The sequence below is a fragment of the Chitinophaga niabensis genome, from assembly GCF_039545795.1.
Taxonomy (GTDB): Bacteria; Bacteroidota; Bacteroidia; order Chitinophagales; family Chitinophagaceae; genus Chitinophaga; species Chitinophaga niabensis_B.
In genome coordinates, this window is the sequence record NZ_CP154260.1 from 691,732 (window position 1) to 705,803 (window position 14,072).

The 14,072-nt window shown below is 45.1% G+C and carries 13 protein-coding genes; 7 read left to right on the forward strand and 6 right to left on the reverse strand.

Going from position 1 to position 14,072, the window contains the following annotated elements:
* Nucleotides 1–101 precede the first annotated feature (101 nt).
* Nucleotides 102–986 (forward strand): DUF1266 domain-containing protein, encoded by an 885-nt coding sequence (locus AAHN97_RS03010; RefSeq protein WP_343306078.1) that lies wholly within the window; start codon nucleotides 102–104, stop codon nucleotides 984–986.
* Between the two features lie 175 nt (nucleotides 987–1,161).
* Here AAHN97_RS03010 and AAHN97_RS03015 read toward each other — a convergent pair whose 3' ends face one another.
* Nucleotides 1,162–1,914 (reverse strand): DUF4262 domain-containing protein, encoded by a 753-nt coding sequence (locus AAHN97_RS03015; RefSeq protein ID WP_343306079.1) that lies wholly within the window; start codon nucleotides 1,912–1,914, stop codon nucleotides 1,162–1,164.
* A gap of 26 nt (nucleotides 1,915–1,940) precedes the next feature.
* On the opposite strand from AAHN97_RS03015, the gene AAHN97_RS03020 reads away from it, so the two are divergent.
* Nucleotides 1,941–3,023: a helix-turn-helix domain-containing protein gene (locus AAHN97_RS03020; protein ID WP_343306080.1), complete on the forward strand. Its 1,083-nt coding sequence runs from the start codon at nucleotides 1,941–1,943 to the stop codon at nucleotides 3,021–3,023.
* A 55-nt stretch (nucleotides 3,024–3,078) separates the two neighbouring features.
* On the forward strand, nucleotides 3,079–4,563 hold the full coding sequence (locus AAHN97_RS03025) for a S41 family peptidase (protein WP_343306081.1): 1,485 nt from the start codon (nucleotides 3,079–3,081) through the stop codon (nucleotides 4,561–4,563).
* Nucleotides 4,564–4,661: 98 nt separating this feature from the next.
* On the opposite strand, the gene AAHN97_RS03030 is transcribed toward AAHN97_RS03025, so the two are convergent.
* Together AAHN97_RS03030 and AAHN97_RS28965 are read right to left on the reverse strand one after the other, a co-directional pair.
* The gene (locus AAHN97_RS03030) at nucleotides 4,662–6,071 is read right to left on the reverse strand and encodes an arylsulfatase (RefSeq protein WP_343306082.1); all 1,410 of its coding nucleotides are present in this window, start codon (nucleotides 6,069–6,071) and stop codon (nucleotides 4,662–4,664) included.
* A 9-nt stretch (nucleotides 6,072–6,080) separates the two neighbouring features.
* Complete coding sequence (locus tag AAHN97_RS28965; RefSeq protein ID WP_430516962.1) at nucleotides 6,081–6,200, reverse strand: RagB/SusD family nutrient uptake outer membrane protein; 120 nt, start codon at nucleotides 6,198–6,200, stop codon at nucleotides 6,081–6,083.
* A 289-nt stretch (nucleotides 6,201–6,489) separates the two neighbouring features.
* Here AAHN97_RS28965 and AAHN97_RS03035 point away from each other — a divergent pair, with 289 nt between their 5' ends.
* Nucleotides 6,490–6,816, forward strand: a complete 327-nt coding sequence (locus AAHN97_RS03035) for a zinc-ribbon domain-containing protein (protein WP_343306083.1) — start codon at nucleotides 6,490–6,492, stop codon at nucleotides 6,814–6,816.
* Nucleotides 6,817–6,874: 58 nt separating this feature from the next.
* On the opposite strand, the gene AAHN97_RS03040 is transcribed toward AAHN97_RS03035, so the two are convergent.
* The 3 genes from AAHN97_RS03040 to AAHN97_RS03050 all read right to left on the reverse strand — a co-directional run bounded on the left by AAHN97_RS03040 (nucleotide 6,875) and on the right by AAHN97_RS03050 (nucleotide 8,444).
* The gene (locus AAHN97_RS03040; RefSeq protein WP_343306084.1) at nucleotides 6,875–7,306 is read right to left on the reverse strand and encodes a hypothetical protein; all 432 of its coding nucleotides are present in this window, start codon (nucleotides 7,304–7,306) and stop codon (nucleotides 6,875–6,877) included.
* Nucleotides 7,307–7,392: 86 nt separating this feature from the next.
* A complete protein-coding gene (locus AAHN97_RS03045; protein WP_343306085.1) occupies nucleotides 7,393–7,551 on the reverse strand; it encodes a hypothetical protein in 159 nt (52 codons plus the stop codon).
* A gap of 29 nt (nucleotides 7,552–7,580) precedes the next feature.
* Entirely contained in the window at nucleotides 7,581–8,444 is an 864-nt protein-coding gene (locus tag AAHN97_RS03050; RefSeq protein ID WP_343306086.1) for an SPFH domain-containing protein, read from the reverse strand.
* A 240-nt stretch (nucleotides 8,445–8,684) separates the two neighbouring features.
* Here AAHN97_RS03050 and AAHN97_RS03055 point away from each other — a divergent pair, with 240 nt between their 5' ends.
* The 3 genes from AAHN97_RS03055 (at nucleotide 8,685) to AAHN97_RS03065 (ending at nucleotide 14,052) form a co-directional block, all read left to right on the forward strand.
* Nucleotides 8,685–9,266 carry an RNA polymerase sigma factor gene (locus AAHN97_RS03055; RefSeq protein WP_343306087.1) on the forward strand — a complete coding sequence of 194 codons (582 nt, stop codon included), beginning with the start codon at nucleotides 8,685–8,687 and terminating at the stop codon, nucleotides 9,264–9,266.
* Nucleotides 9,267–9,548: 282 nt separating this feature from the next.
* Nucleotides 9,549–10,577 carry a FecR family protein gene (locus AAHN97_RS03060; protein ID WP_343306088.1) on the forward strand — a complete coding sequence of 343 codons (1,029 nt, stop codon included), beginning with the start codon at nucleotides 9,549–9,551 and terminating at the stop codon, nucleotides 10,575–10,577.
* Nucleotides 10,578–10,581: 4 nt separating this feature from the next.
* Nucleotides 10,582–14,052 carry a SusC/RagA family TonB-linked outer membrane protein gene (locus AAHN97_RS03065; RefSeq protein ID WP_343306089.1) on the forward strand — a complete coding sequence of 1,157 codons (3,471 nt, stop codon included), beginning with the start codon at nucleotides 10,582–10,584 and terminating at the stop codon, nucleotides 14,050–14,052.
* Nucleotides 14,053–14,072 lie beyond the last annotated feature (20 nt).

The window sequence follows — 14,072 nt, forward strand, 5'->3', positions numbered from 1 at the left end:
CGTAGCGGATTTCGGAAAACTACCAACGAAAATAGAACCACGCAGTTTTATATCACAGTACATCCTATTTTGCATGGACACCTACTTAATAAGTTACAGCTATGGACCAGCAAAACATGGAACAGTATTGGAATTACCTGCGCAGCATGGGACTGAGCGAAGAGGCCATCGAAATGTATAAAAAACAGGTCGACCTTACCAGTAACTGGGCTGGCCAGCTAAACCAGTTCTCCCAGAACATGCAGCAGTTCAATCAGCTCTTTACAGGAGATGACGCAGATGCGGAAGGAGACGATCAACCAACAGAACTGCTCTTAAATGATAATACACAACTAACGAAAGAACAACAATGGGCAATAGGCTGCGGTGCCGATGTAGCTTTCACAAATGAACAATTCCTGAACGACCTCACTACCGGGCTCGGCAAACAAACCTGCCGTCAATTGCTCTCCGAATGGTGGGATATAGATAGTACAGAAGAGTTAGAAGAAATGATCGCATGGTTGAAAGAAAGCGGCCACCGCATGGAATACGATCTGATCTGGCAGGCCCTTAATACCGTATCTGTAAAAGAAAGCAAAGCCTTCTTGCGGGAGCATGTGATCGCCAATAAACTGGAGGAACAAACCGTAATGGAACATATGCGCAACACCCGCGATGCGCTGGAACTCTTCAGAGAAAAAGCACTCATAGACCCTGTTGCCCAACCCGAAATGCTCATATGGGACTATGCCCGGATCATTAACCTCAGCAGGGGAGGATTCGATGCAGGCTATTTCACACGGGAACAAGCCCTGGAACACATCATGGAAGTAGTGCCCGCTATCAAAAGAGTATACGTTTCCTGGAAACATCTCTCTATATCCTACCAGTTTGCACGTTGTGTATGGAACGGTGTGGATGAAGATGAATTTGAAGTGTTCAGAAAGAATATGGAGTTGTTGTTGACGGATCCGCGGAGTCCCTGGGTGACGTTGGCATGGTAACAGGAGCGGCCTGAAGGACCAGTTATTCTGTTTCCGGCAGCCTGCAGTTGACGTTGGCATGGTAACAGGAGCGGCCTGAAGGACCAGTTATTCTGTTTCCGGCAGCCTGCAGTTGACCTTGGCATGGTAACAGGCTATTAGGTTCCACGTAGTTCCTGAGTGATCTGGTAACAGATTATTCCGTTTCCTCCTCTTCTTCCTCTTCACCTTCCTCATATTCCCAGTCGGAATTTATATCCTGCCGCCAGGCATTCCAGCCGTATTGTAAATGATAGATCTGATTGACGGAAGGGTCAAGCCGGGTGATGTCTTCCATACATATAATTTTAGCATCTTCCAGATCAGCATTTGCACTGCCGTGGAATTGCCAGTCGCCATCACTATCATGAGAAACATATAATATGGGATCGCCTTCCAGTACTTGTTTTGTTGTAAAAACACCCAGGTTTCTTTCTTCATAAAATTTGAAGTCTGTATTCCTGTCCAGCAATGGTTGTTTGAATTTCCAGTTGGGGTTAAAGTTTTCATTCCAGGGAAAGTTGCTTCCTTTATCCGGCCAGACAAGTTGAAGGGCGGGGAAATCAAATGACCCGTAGAATCTGCCACCATAACCCAGGTAATTCTGGTAAAAATCCTTATCAACCTGCAGGAACTGGATAGGATAGCCTTCCAGGAAATCAGGATAGGCCTTGTTTACTTCCAGCTTTTCCCCATTTTGGATCATTGCACAGGCCTCATTAATAAGCGATGCCATTAAATTTATTTCCATACCGAAACAAATTATTTCCGGGTGCCCGAATTTCTGGTAAAGACCAATTGAATATACAAATGCCGGCAGATAGTTATCAGCTTCTATCAGAATGAGGTGGCAGCCATGTTGCTCAATATCCTGGAGGATGCGTTGTTTGTCTTGTTCCGGTATGCTCATACATTAAATATACTATCTTTAGTTTTATGTTATTCCTGCATAACATACTACTATTGGGAACAATCCAGGGGTTCATCATCTCCGGCCTTTTGTTCTTCACCGGCCCACGTCATTTGCATACCCGCATTTTCGGATGGCTTATGCTGCTGGTAACCCTCAATTGCCTTAGTCAATATCTCTACGAAGATCAATGGGTACAGGCTAATCCCCTCGCACGTTTACTGGCCGATCTTATTCCCCTTGTCCTCCCCATGTCCTTCGGCCCCCTGATCCTGTTTTACACCAGGGCATATGCAGACCCACAATTCAGGATCAGCAGAAAGCAACGCTGGCATTTTGCTCCTGTGATCATAGACCTTGTTCCTTACCTCACTGCCTGGATCTTTATTATTGGTTTCTTCAGCGGACTGGTCAGGAGCGGTCCGGGCCCCTGGGGATACTTCATGGACGGGTGGAATCATTATGCGGATATTCCACGCTGGATGTCCATCACTAGTTATTTGTTTTATGCCTGGCGAATGAAGAAAGACATCAGGTGGCTCAAACATTTCCTGAGTGGGTTTTTAATATTCCAGCTGATCTGGCTGGCCTACCTTATTCCTTATATCATCCAACCAGCCTGGTGGAACAACATCCCCTGGTTCCCTGTATTTATTCCGCTGGTGATACTGATCTATTGGATGGGGTTCAATGGTTTCCTGCAATCACGAAAAGGAAAACAGGCGGCTGCAAAGCCTGCCATCTTACCGGAGCAAACCGTTCAGGAAGCAATTGCCCTATTAACCAGTGCCATGGAAACAGACAAACTCTATTTAAACCCGGAACTTAATCTTTCCATGTTGATGCAACATACCGGGCTTCCGCAGAAAACCATTTCCGCTGTACTCAATCAACACCTGCACAAAAGCTTTAACGAGTATATCAACACCTACCGGATAGAAGCATTTAAAAGCAGGGTCCGGGAAGAGGATACCTCACAGCTCACTATCGCTGGGATCGCAAAGGAATGTGGCTTCAGTTCACAGGCTACCTTCCAGCGGATTTTCAAACAACAGACAGGTATGGTGCCCTCTGCCTACCTGAAAAATACTACTCATCGCTGGATTTGAGCATTGCTCACGGAGAAAAAAATACCATTTCTGATGACCTTTGTTCAAAAAAAACATGAAGCGCATCTTACTCCTTTGTTTATTTTTTTACCCGCTGACGGGAGCTATCGCACAATACAGCAAGGCAGATTTGCAAAAAGACCTCAGTTACGCAGAGAAAGCATTAAGGGAAACACATCCCGGATTATTCAGGTACCAGACAAAACAGCAGTTCGACAGTACCCTCGCCGTCACCTATGCACAGCTCAAAGACAGCATGAGCCTCAGGGACTTTTACAAGGTAATGTCCGGCCTTATTTCCAGTATTCGTTGTGCCCATACCGTTATTATCCCTAAATCCAACTGGGCGGATACGCTTCGTACTGCCCGGTTCTATTTCCCATTCCAGATTTTTTTCATAGGAGGAGAACCTATCCTGATCATTAACCGTTCCAGGAATGAGGAGATCAGTCCCGGAGCAGTACTGTTAAAAATAGATGGCCGGCCGATCATGGATATAGTGAATGAAATTTTCAGCCATCTTTTTGCGGATGGCTTTAATGAAACCCTGAAATACCGGCAGATCCATAACCTCCTGTTTTCCTATTATTACAATGCCTTCATCTCCCAGGCAGATTCCTTTAACATTGAATACCGTAACCAGCAAGGCCAGGTAAAAAAGGTGACCCTCCCTTCAGTAAGTGTAGCAGAAGCAGAAAAAAACATGCGGGCGAACCCGGTAAATAAACAGATCATGGAAGGCATCCGTAAAGAACCTAAGGTGAAATTTGATGCCAGGAATTTTCGCATCAATAAGAGAAAAGGTATCGCAACAATTCAGCTACGTGCGTTTTTTGGAGGGAAAACAAGCAAAGAAGCGGATCAGAAACTGGGAGAATTCATGAATGAATGTATCACTAAAGCGAATAAGCAGCAGATCCGGCACCTGGTAATAGACCTCCGGAATAATGCCGGCGGATATGATTCCCAGGGCCAGGAATTACTGAGCTGGCTCATTCATCAACCGGTGCAGTATTATAAAAGCATGCACACCATCACCAACAATTCCCCCTTCCTCGAAAAGTCCGGCATATCCAAAGAAGAACTGAAAGAACTTGCAAAAGGAAAACTCTTAATACCGCAACCAGATAGTACCTTCCTCGTAACAGAACAGGCCAATCCCACTTTAGCCATCCTGCAACCCAAGCCGAATGCATACAAGGGAAATGTTTACTTTGTTACCAATGGCGCTACAGGTTCTGCCACAGCAGAGTTTACCGCAGTAGCCCATCATCTTAAAGTAGGAACATTTATCGGAGAAGAAACAGGAGGGAATTATACAGGAGGAAATGGAGCCGAATTTGTTGGCCTTACTTTACCTGTAACCAAAATGCGTTTGAATATCCCGCTTGTATACTACCGTAATGCAGTGGATGAACCCAGGGAAAAGGGCAGGGGTACAATGCCAGATCATGAGGTATCCTATACCTTTCAGGATCTCTTAACAGGGGTGGATACGCAGTTGGAGTTTGTGTATAGATTGATTGAAGGCAAAAAATAAAGAATGGCCCGATCGGGCCATTCTTACAACTACTTATCAAAACTTACTTTGTAAAAAAAATAACGTTGTCCTCTGCTGCGCGGCAAGGTTTCTGCTAGCTATTTTATCAAAGGAAACACCGTACTCTCCGTATGCGCTGCCTTAATATAATCATTCATCTGCTTCAGTACCGCAGGATGCGCTGCCGCAATATCATGCTGCTCTTTTGGGTCTTTACTCAGATCATATAACTCCAGCTGCGCATTGCTATCTTTCACATTGTACTTCACACCCTTCCAGTTCCCCATCCGCAAAGCCTGTCGCCCGCCGCTTTCATGAAACTCCCAGTAGAGGTAAGTATGCTGTGCCTGTTTACCTTTCCCCAGTAGGGTAGGGAGAAAGGAAACACCATCTGTATATTTAGGAGCCGGTGCACCTGCAATCTCCACAAACGTAGGCATCAGGTCCCAGAAGGCCCCGATGAAATTACTTTCGCTCCCTGCTTTTACTTTCCCCGGCCATTTTACAATGAAAGGTGTTTTGATACCTCCTTCATACAGGTCCCGTTTGTTACCACGCAGGCCACCGGAACTGTTGAAGAATACAGGATCTGCACCGCCTTCCTGATGTGAACCGTTGTCACTGCTGAAAATAACGATCGTATTGCCGGCTAAACCGAGCGCTTCCAGTTTATCCAGTATCTGCCCTACATAAGCATCTAAACGGGATACCATAGCTGCATAAGTAGCACGTGGTTTGACAACAGATGCATAACCTGGTACCAATGCTTTCGGTCCGTAATCATTGCCTTTATGTGGAGTTTCCTCAAAACTGTTTTCGTACTGTTTGTAATACTGATCTTCCGGCCCTGAGAGTTCTGCATGCGGCAATACACTGGGAACAAAGAGGAAGAAAGGTTTATTCTTGTTATCCTCAATAAAGGCCAGCGTTTTTTCCTGTATCAATGTGGGTGCGTAGATATTCTTTTGTGTAAGATCATTGCCGGTCAGCGGTACTTTCTCATTATTGCTCCAGAGATGTGTAGGATAATAACGATGTGATTGCCGCTGGCAGTTGTAGCCAAAGAAAACATCAAAGCCTTTTTTATCCGGCGCACCGGTAGTGCCTGTCATACCTAAACCCCATTTGCCAAAGGCTCCTGTAGTATAACCTGCCTGTTGTAAAAGCAAAGCATAACTCTGCACGGTATCTGCCAGAGGTTCCTGCCCTTCCGGCTGAATCTCCTTATTACCACGGATATAAGTATGCCCGGTATGCTGCCCTGTCAGCAAAGCAGAACGGGAAGGCGCGCATACAGAAGTACCTGCATAGAAGCGGGTAAATCGCATGCCCTTTTTAGCGAGGCGGTCTATATTTGGTGTTTTGATCTTTGTTTGTCCGTATACACCAAGATCACCATATCCCAGGTCATCCGCAAGGATAAAAACGATATTGGGCTTTTTTTGTGCCTGTAAGGAAACGGCGGATATCATCAATATGCTTGTCAGTACAAAGAGTTTCATCATCATGCTTACGTTTTATTTCCACTGTGGATTTTGAACTAAGTTCGGGTTCAGTACAATCTGGTTTGATGGAAGCGGATAAAAATAATAATATTCCGGGATGACACTGGTAGATCTCGTCAAACGCGGTGGCATTACTTGTTTTAGCAAATCAAGCAGTTCACTGTCGGTATATAAAGAGTAGGACTGTATATCTCGAAAACCAAAACTACTCCAAAAATATAATAAATACACCTTCCGGGAAGAGGTATCCTATACTTTAGATAGGCTTGACATAGGCTCAAGATAGGGGATGCTGTGTACTGTCCTTGTCTTATTTTAGTAATATTGTTTACCCGCGGGTACAGGTCTATGACATTGCCGGCATATTTGTACAATGCAGATCCAAGCATAATTTCCTTATCTTGTATGAAATTTATTCCTAATGCTTCCGATTATCCTTGGAACCAAACAGATACCTATTGATACGGAGAACCTGTTATTGAACTGCCCTTCCTGCAACTCACATCAGTTCTCCGATATTTTAGTTTCTTCGCAATACTTCCACCTGTATTATCTTCCGGTAATTCCCATAGATAAGGATGCATATTCCATCTGCAATAAATGCGGTTATCAAAGATCATTTGAGTTTTCCAGGAAATTCGTGCAGGAGAATTCTATTCAGGCAAAGAAGTTCAGGCATCCTGCATTTACTTACTCCGGTATATTGATCATAATAGTTATGATCATTTTTATAATCATAGCAAATTAAAAATCCAGGGCAGCATAAAGCAAAACCCTGGATTATTTGAGATAAGAGTTGTTAACTGTTAACGCACTTTCCTGTATTTAATCTCTGTAGACTGGTTCCGGATCACCAGCAGTGAATCCCCATAGCTCTTATACTGCAGGGTAGTGGTATCTTTTAACCCCCTGGAGATAAAATTGAAGTAGCTATCCGTTTGCTGAATAAAACCGGATGAATCAATATTGATCCCTGAACGAACACCCTTATAAAGATATTCTCCCCTGATAGGGTTTACTGTGAGATCAATGGAATTAGAGAAGATGGAAAAAGTGTTTCCGTTGGCGATGGCCACCCAGTTGGCAGTTCCCGTTTTACTTTCAATTTCTTTCCAGTTAGAAACATACCCATAAGTGGCATAATCAATAATTGTTTTTTTGCTGTCATCGTGCTGTTTGGTACAGGCATAAAGCGATAACATCAGTATCGCTGCTGGCAGGGTAAATTTACTTTGCATGGTCCCGTGGTATTTTGGTCTCATTAAGATACATAAAAAAAGGGCATCCTGCAAGGGTGCCCTCTTTTTTTTATTAGAAGATAATTTCACTTCTTATCATCCCGCTTTTCCTTCACCTTTTTCTCCCTCCCTGCATCTCTCAGCGCTTTGGAAATGATCCATTCCATCTGGCCGTTCACACTTCTGAACTCATCCGCAGCCCAACGTTCCAGCGCATCGTACATGGCGCCGTCAATTCTTAACACAAAAGATTTTTTTTCCTTCGCAGCCATTTTTATTGATATAAGGATCCGGTGTTCAGAACTGGTTGAGCGCCTTTCTCACCACACAATACTACTAATAAATTGCTCACCATCGTAGCCTTCCGTTCTTCATCCAGGGTAACTATCTGTTTCTGAGACAACATCTCCAATGCCATTTCCACCATGCCCACAGCACCTTCCACAATCTTAGACCTTGCAGCAACAATAGCTGTTGCCTGCTGACGCTGTAACATGGCACCTGCAATTTCAGGGGAATAGGCGAGATGGCTGATGCGTGCTTCCAATACATGAATACCCGCAGGGGAAAGCCTTTCATTCAATTCCTTTTCCAGCATATCATTCACCTTTTCACCACCATCCCTTAAGGTCAGCTGGTCCGGAGCACCTTCCATATGTTCATACGGACAGCTTACCGCCAGGTGACGAACTGCCGCTTCACTCTGTATCTGTACATATTGATGAAAACCCTCTACTTCAAAGGCAGCCTTGTAAGTATCCTTCACCTGCCAAACGATCACCGCAGCTATCTCAATCGGGTTACCCATCTTATCATTCACCTTCAATGTCTGCCCGTTCAGGTTATTGGCCCGCAATGAAATGTTCTGTGAACGGTAGAGCGGGTTCACCCATAAAAGACCATTCTGTTTAACGCTGCCCACATACTCTCCAAAGAAGGTAAGCACCCGGGAGTGGTTAGGGTTAACGATCATGATACCTTTGGCGATAAAGATGAAGAGGATAAAAAGTATCACGGCAAGCCACGACAAACCTGGTGTTTCCGTAGCTAATACAATTATGTAAATACCCAGGAAGAAAACAAGAATAGATAATACGAACGCGAGGTAGCCAGACATCGGCTTAATGATCTTTTCCATAAGGGGATTATTTAAAATGATATCAATTTGATATCAAATATAGTATTCCTTCCGGAATAAAAAAAATGCATCGTGTAATTCATACACCAATAAATATTTAAAAAATAGGAGGGGAAAAAAGTTTTAAATTAGAAGAGAATGACTATTTTGGGTCAGCAGTTAACCGGAAAAAGACAGATAAGAAGAGATATTATAACAGCGTAACCAGGATCAACAGCATTTTATCAACCGAAATTTTTTATGTACAATAGCTATTCAGACGAGCAATTGTTATCCCTTTTAAAAGATGGCGATATCGCAGCGTTCAATATGATCTATGACCGCTACAGCCGTCCATTATACCTTTACATCCTCAGCAAAACAGACCGTGGAGAAACCAGCAAAGACCTGCTGCAGGACCTGTTTGCCACCCTCTGGGAGAAACGTTTCACCTTAGATATCCATTTGTCTTTACGCTCTTACTTATACCAGTCTGTACGCCACAAGATCATCGATCTCTACCGCAAGGACAGTACCTACCGCAAATATCTCCAGCAACTGATCGAACACTTTGACGCACAACCACATAACATCTCCGAAACCTACGATTACAAAGCCAAAGCCAGCGAAGTCTTCGAAGCCATCAACCGCCTTCCTGCCCGCATGAAAGAAATATTCATGCTCAGCCGTTTCGAAAACCTGAGCATAGAACAGATCGCCTCCCGCCTGGACCTCTCCCAACAAACCGTGAAGAACCAGATCACCAAAGCCCTGAAGATCCTCCGCACTCATTACACCCAGACAGACCTGTTGGTAGTAGCCGCTATTCTCACTATACTTTAATCCTTCCCTAAAAGAAAGGGCCACCTTTAAAAAAAAAACGTCCCTCAAAAATATAATAATCCGCCCTCTGCTGCGTGGCAAGCGCTATGCCCTTTCCTCAACCCCTGTAAGGAAACCTCTTCCCCAAAAATAAAAAACCTCCGCCCTCTGCTGCACGGCAAGCACTATACCCCCCTTCCCTCAACGCCCTCAAAATCAACCCCTCCATTTATTTTAAAAACAGATGGTACTTCCCCTCCACTCGCGCGACTCCCTTTATATCACCAACTAAAAACTACCGCAGTGGATATTGAACAGATCAAAAAAGTCCTGGAAAGGTATACACAAAACAAGTGTACTGCCGAAGAGATCAAGATCATCGAGCAATGGTTTGCGAGCATCAATCAGCACCGGTCCGCCATGATCGAAGACGATTTCCTCAAGGAACAACTGGAAGAGGTCAGGATGCGCATCCACGACCAGATCAATACACCGATCGTGGAAATGCCCGTCCGCCAAAGGAACTGGCGCCCCTGGATCTATACCGGCGCTGCTGCCATGATCACAGGTGTGATAGCATTTACTTTATTATACAGATCTATGCCTGCCAGTCATCCTGTAAACCCACTCCATCCAGCCGTACAATCTGCTGTGGTAAAAGCAAATAAAGTGATTAGGAATGGCTACGTAGAAGTCTCTACCACCAAGGGCTCCACAGAAAAGGTTGTACTGGCAGATGGTTCCACCATCATCGTCAACTCCTCCTCCAGGGTGCGTTATCCTGAAAAATTCTCCGGCAAAACCCGCAGCATTTACCTGGATGAAGGAGAGGCCTTCTTCAAAGTAGCCGAAGATCCTGCACATCCTTTTGTGGTACACAGCGGGGATATTGCCACCACGGCATTAGGTACTTCCTTCAACATCAGAGCTTACTCACGCGAGAAAAAGATCACGGTAGCATTGCTCACCGGTAAAGTAAAAATAGACCATGCAACGAGTGAAGAACCAGTGATATTGAACCCCAGCGAGCGTTTAAGCTACGACAAAGTATCACTTAGCATGGCCAAAACCACCTTTGAGAAAGAAGACGATATCGTAGGATGGAAACACGGATTCCTTGTGTTCAAAGATGCCAGCTATGATGAACTGGTGAACGAAATAGAGAACAGGTACAACGTAACCGTGATCAATGAATGTGAAGAGAAAGAGTGGAATTACACGGGCTTCTTTAAAGATGAGAATCTGCAGGAAATTATAGAAACCATTTGCTTAACCAAAAACATAAACTACACGATCAAGAACGACACAATTTTCCTTAAATGCAAAAACTAGATGTATGAAAAAATGCTTACGCCTTCTATCACTAGTGACTCTTGCGTTGGCCGTTACACTGGCGGCTCCTTACACCGCCAGTGCTAATGCCGAGTCGCAGGATACTAAAAACGTCAGTCTCACCATCCAGGTCAGGAATAAGAACATGGAAGAGGTGTTTACTGAAATTTCCTCGAAAACAGGGCTCAGTTTCCATTACGACAAATCCGATCTGAATCTCAAAAAGAAGATTAACCTGAACTGTGTGAAGCAACCCATTGATGAGGTGCTGGCACTGCTCGCGGAACAAACCGGACTGAAATTTACGAGAAAAAACAGTAAAATCATAGTAAATCAGGAACAACATAACGGTTCGTTAACTACCGTTACCCTGATGAACGGTGGCAATTTAGCTGAAAAAGAGATCCGCGGTACCGTAAAGGACGCGAAAGGTGCCGGCCTTCCCGGCGTAACGGTTGTGATCAAAAACACCAACAGGGGCACCCAAACTCAGGCCAACGGTAATTTTGTATTAACCGCCAACCCCGGCGACATCCTGGTATTCCGTTTTTTGGGGTTTACCAGTCAGGAAGTAGCTGTTGGCAGTGGTGATGTATATGACGTAGTACTGGAAGAGAACAGCCGTTCCCTCAGTGAATTTGTTGTAACGGCTTTGGGTATTCAGCGTAAATCCAAAGAACTCACTTACTCTACCCAACAATTGAATAACGAAGATCTTTCCCGCGTGAAAGATGTGAACGTGATCAATAGCCTGGCTGGTAAAGCTGCCGGTGTAACAATTGGCCGCAGTGCCTCAGGTCTTGGTGGAACCGCCCGCGTGATCATGCGCGGTAACAAATCCACCCGCGAAAATCAACCCCTGTATATCATAGACGGGGTGCCATTGGCTAACTTTTCTCCTTCCCAACCCGCCAACTCATTCGGCCAGTCATCTGATATCCAGAGTGGTGCCGGTCGTGATGGGGGAGACGGTATCTCCAACATCAATCCGGACGATATTGAAACCATCAATATCCTGAAAGGAGCTTCCGCAGCTGCATTATATGGAAGCCAGGCCGCAAATGGTGTGATCATCATCACCACCAAAAAAGGCCGCGCAGGAAGAACCAAAATCGACTTTTCTTCAGACGCTACTTTCGAATCTCCCTTCTTATTACCTGATCTGCAATACAGGTACGGTCAAACGCCCGGAGGCTCAGGAGCTGGTGATAACCAGAGCTGGGGTCCTAAAGTTTCCAACGTAAAAGAACACGCAAAAGATTTTTTCAACACAGGTTCAACTTATACCAATAGTATTGCACTCAGCGGCGGTAACGAAATTGCCCAGTCTTATTTCTCCTACTCCAATACCAGCAGCAAAGGCATCATTCCTACCGCTAAACTCAACAGGCATACCTTCAATTTCCGCGAAACACTGAAGCTGCTCAACGATAAGTTAACGGTTGATGCGAACATCACTTTCCTCGCACAAAATGCAAAGAACAGGCCAGGCGTAGGCCTTTATTTCAACCCGCTCACCGGTTTGTACTTATTGCCACGCGGTATTGATTTCGATAAATACAAAACATACGAATATTTCGACAAGAGCAGGAACATGCCCCTGCAGGACTGGTGGAACATCAACAACGAAAAAGGATGGGCCGGTGATGCTGACCAGCAGAACCCTTACTGGATTCTGAACAGGAACCAGCGTACAGAAATGCGTAATCGTGGTATGGCTTCCCTCTCCCTCAAATATCAACTGCTGGATTGGTTAAGCGTACAGGCCCGCGGTAGCTTTGATAAGAGTTACGATGAGTACGAGATGAAAGCTCATGCCAGCACGCAAGCCACACTCGCACCCACCAATGGCCGCTATACTTTTGAAAGAGAATTCAACACCCAGTTGTATGGCGACCTGATCCTCTCTGCCAATAAAAAACTCAGTGATCACCTGAGCATCAGCGGTAACCTGGGTTCCAGCATTACCGACCTGAAAGCGCGCGACAGGATACTCTCCGATGTGAACTGGAGTTCCAATCCAGGTCTTGTTTACGCCAACAAATTCCAGTTAACCAATATCGATCCATTAGCTTTAACACAGATCCAGGGCGTGGACCGTAAACAAACACAAGCACTGTTTGCCAACGTACAACTCGGATTGAATGACTACCTTTTCCTGGATGTGACCGGCCGTAACGACTGGTCCAGCACACTGGCTTTTACACCGAAAGATAAAGGAGGATACTTTTATTACTCTGCAGGTGTAACCGCTGTATTAAGCGAAATGGCGAAACTGCCGGAGGTGATCAACTTTGCGAAAGTAAGGTTCTCTTACGCCAGGGTAGGTAATGAAGTACAACCTTACTTCTCCCGCCCCGCAGATTTTAATATGCAGATCGTAGGTGGCCGTCATGAGCTGAACACCAATATCCGCGCACCTTATCCCGGCACCTTCCTGGAACCGGAAGATAACCGCTCCATTGAAGCAGGCCTGGAAGTTCGTTTGTTCAACGACAAACTTTCACTGGACCTTACCTGGTACAAGAACAACAACTTCAAACAGTACATGGAGATCCAGGCACCATCTGGTAGTGATTACCAGGTGTACTACGTGAACATGGGTAATATCCAGAACCAGGGTATAGAAGGTATGTTAACAGTTGTACCTGTCAGAACAAAAGCTTTCAGCTGGACTTCCAACATCAACTTCTCTGCCAATAAGAATACCATCATCAAATTGTCTGACGATAACATTGCAGGCGCAGATGCTTCCAGCCGTTTTCAGCTCACACAGTTTGGTTCCAATATGTATGGTTCCTTTATCCAGGAAGGCGGTTCTTGGGGTGATATTTACACCAACCGTGCACTTCGCAGGAATGCACAAGGTGCTTACATCCTGAACGCAACCGGAGACGGGCTTTCTGATAGTATCCCTGCAAACGCAAATGCTAACTTTTATGTGATCGGTAATCCCAATCCCAAATTCAACCTGGGTTGGAACAACACCTTTGATTACAAGCAATTCTCCCTCAGCTTCCTGATCGATGGCCGCTTTGGTGGTAAAGTAATGAGTATGACGCAAGCCATCCTCGATGGTTATGGCGTGAGTGAAGCTTCTGCACAGGCAAGGGACAATGGTGGCGTAAGCCTGAATGCTGTAACGCAGGATGGTAAACCATTCACCGGCAAACTGGACGCCAAGAAATTCTATCAGTCCGTTGGCGGACGTGCAGGCGTGGGCGATTTTTACATGTACGATGCTACCAATATCCGTTTACGTGAATTGGCAGTGAGTTATAAGATACCGGTTAAATCCAAATACATCCGTAACCTCCAGATCGGTGTGATAGGCCGCAACCTGTTCTTCTTCAAGAACGATGCGCCATTTGATCCTGAAGTAAGTGCTGGCGGTAACAACAGCCTGCAGGGTATAGATGTTTTTGGCCAGCCTGCCACACGCAGTTTCGGAGCAAGCCTGAAAGTAGGATTATAAGAGAAGTATTGACAACAAAA

Coding starts and splice junctions, on each gene's coding strand:
- AAHN97_RS03010 (WP_343306078.1), top strand. CDS start 102: ATGGACCAGCAAAACATGGAACAGTATTGGAATTACCTGCGCAGCATG.
- AAHN97_RS03015 (WP_343306079.1), bottom strand. CDS start 1,914: ATGAGCATACCGGAACAAGACAAACAACGCATCCTCCAGGATATTGAG.
- AAHN97_RS03020 (WP_343306080.1), top strand. CDS start 1,941: ATGTTATTCCTGCATAACATACTACTATTGGGAACAATCCAGGGGTTC.
- AAHN97_RS03025 (WP_343306081.1), top strand. CDS start 3,079: ATGAAGCGCATCTTACTCCTTTGTTTATTTTTTTACCCGCTGACGGGA.
- AAHN97_RS03030 (WP_343306082.1), bottom strand. CDS start 6,071: ATGATGATGAAACTCTTTGTACTGACAAGCATATTGATGATATCCGCC.
- AAHN97_RS28965 (WP_430516962.1), bottom strand. CDS start 6,200: ATGCCACCGCGTTTGACGAGATCTACCAGTGTCATCCCGGAATATTAT.
- AAHN97_RS03035 (WP_343306083.1), top strand. CDS start 6,490: ATGCTTCCGATTATCCTTGGAACCAAACAGATACCTATTGATACGGAG.
- AAHN97_RS03040 (WP_343306084.1), bottom strand. CDS start 7,306: ATGCAAAGTAAATTTACCCTGCCAGCAGCGATACTGATGTTATCGCTT.
- AAHN97_RS03050 (WP_343306086.1), bottom strand. CDS start 8,444: ATGGAAAAGATCATTAAGCCGATGTCTGGCTACCTCGCGTTCGTATTA.
- AAHN97_RS03055 (WP_343306087.1), top strand. CDS start 8,685: ATGTACAATAGCTATTCAGACGAGCAATTGTTATCCCTTTTAAAAGAT.
- AAHN97_RS03065 (WP_343306089.1), top strand. CDS start 10,582: ATGAAAAAATGCTTACGCCTTCTATCACTAGTGACTCTTGCGTTGGCC.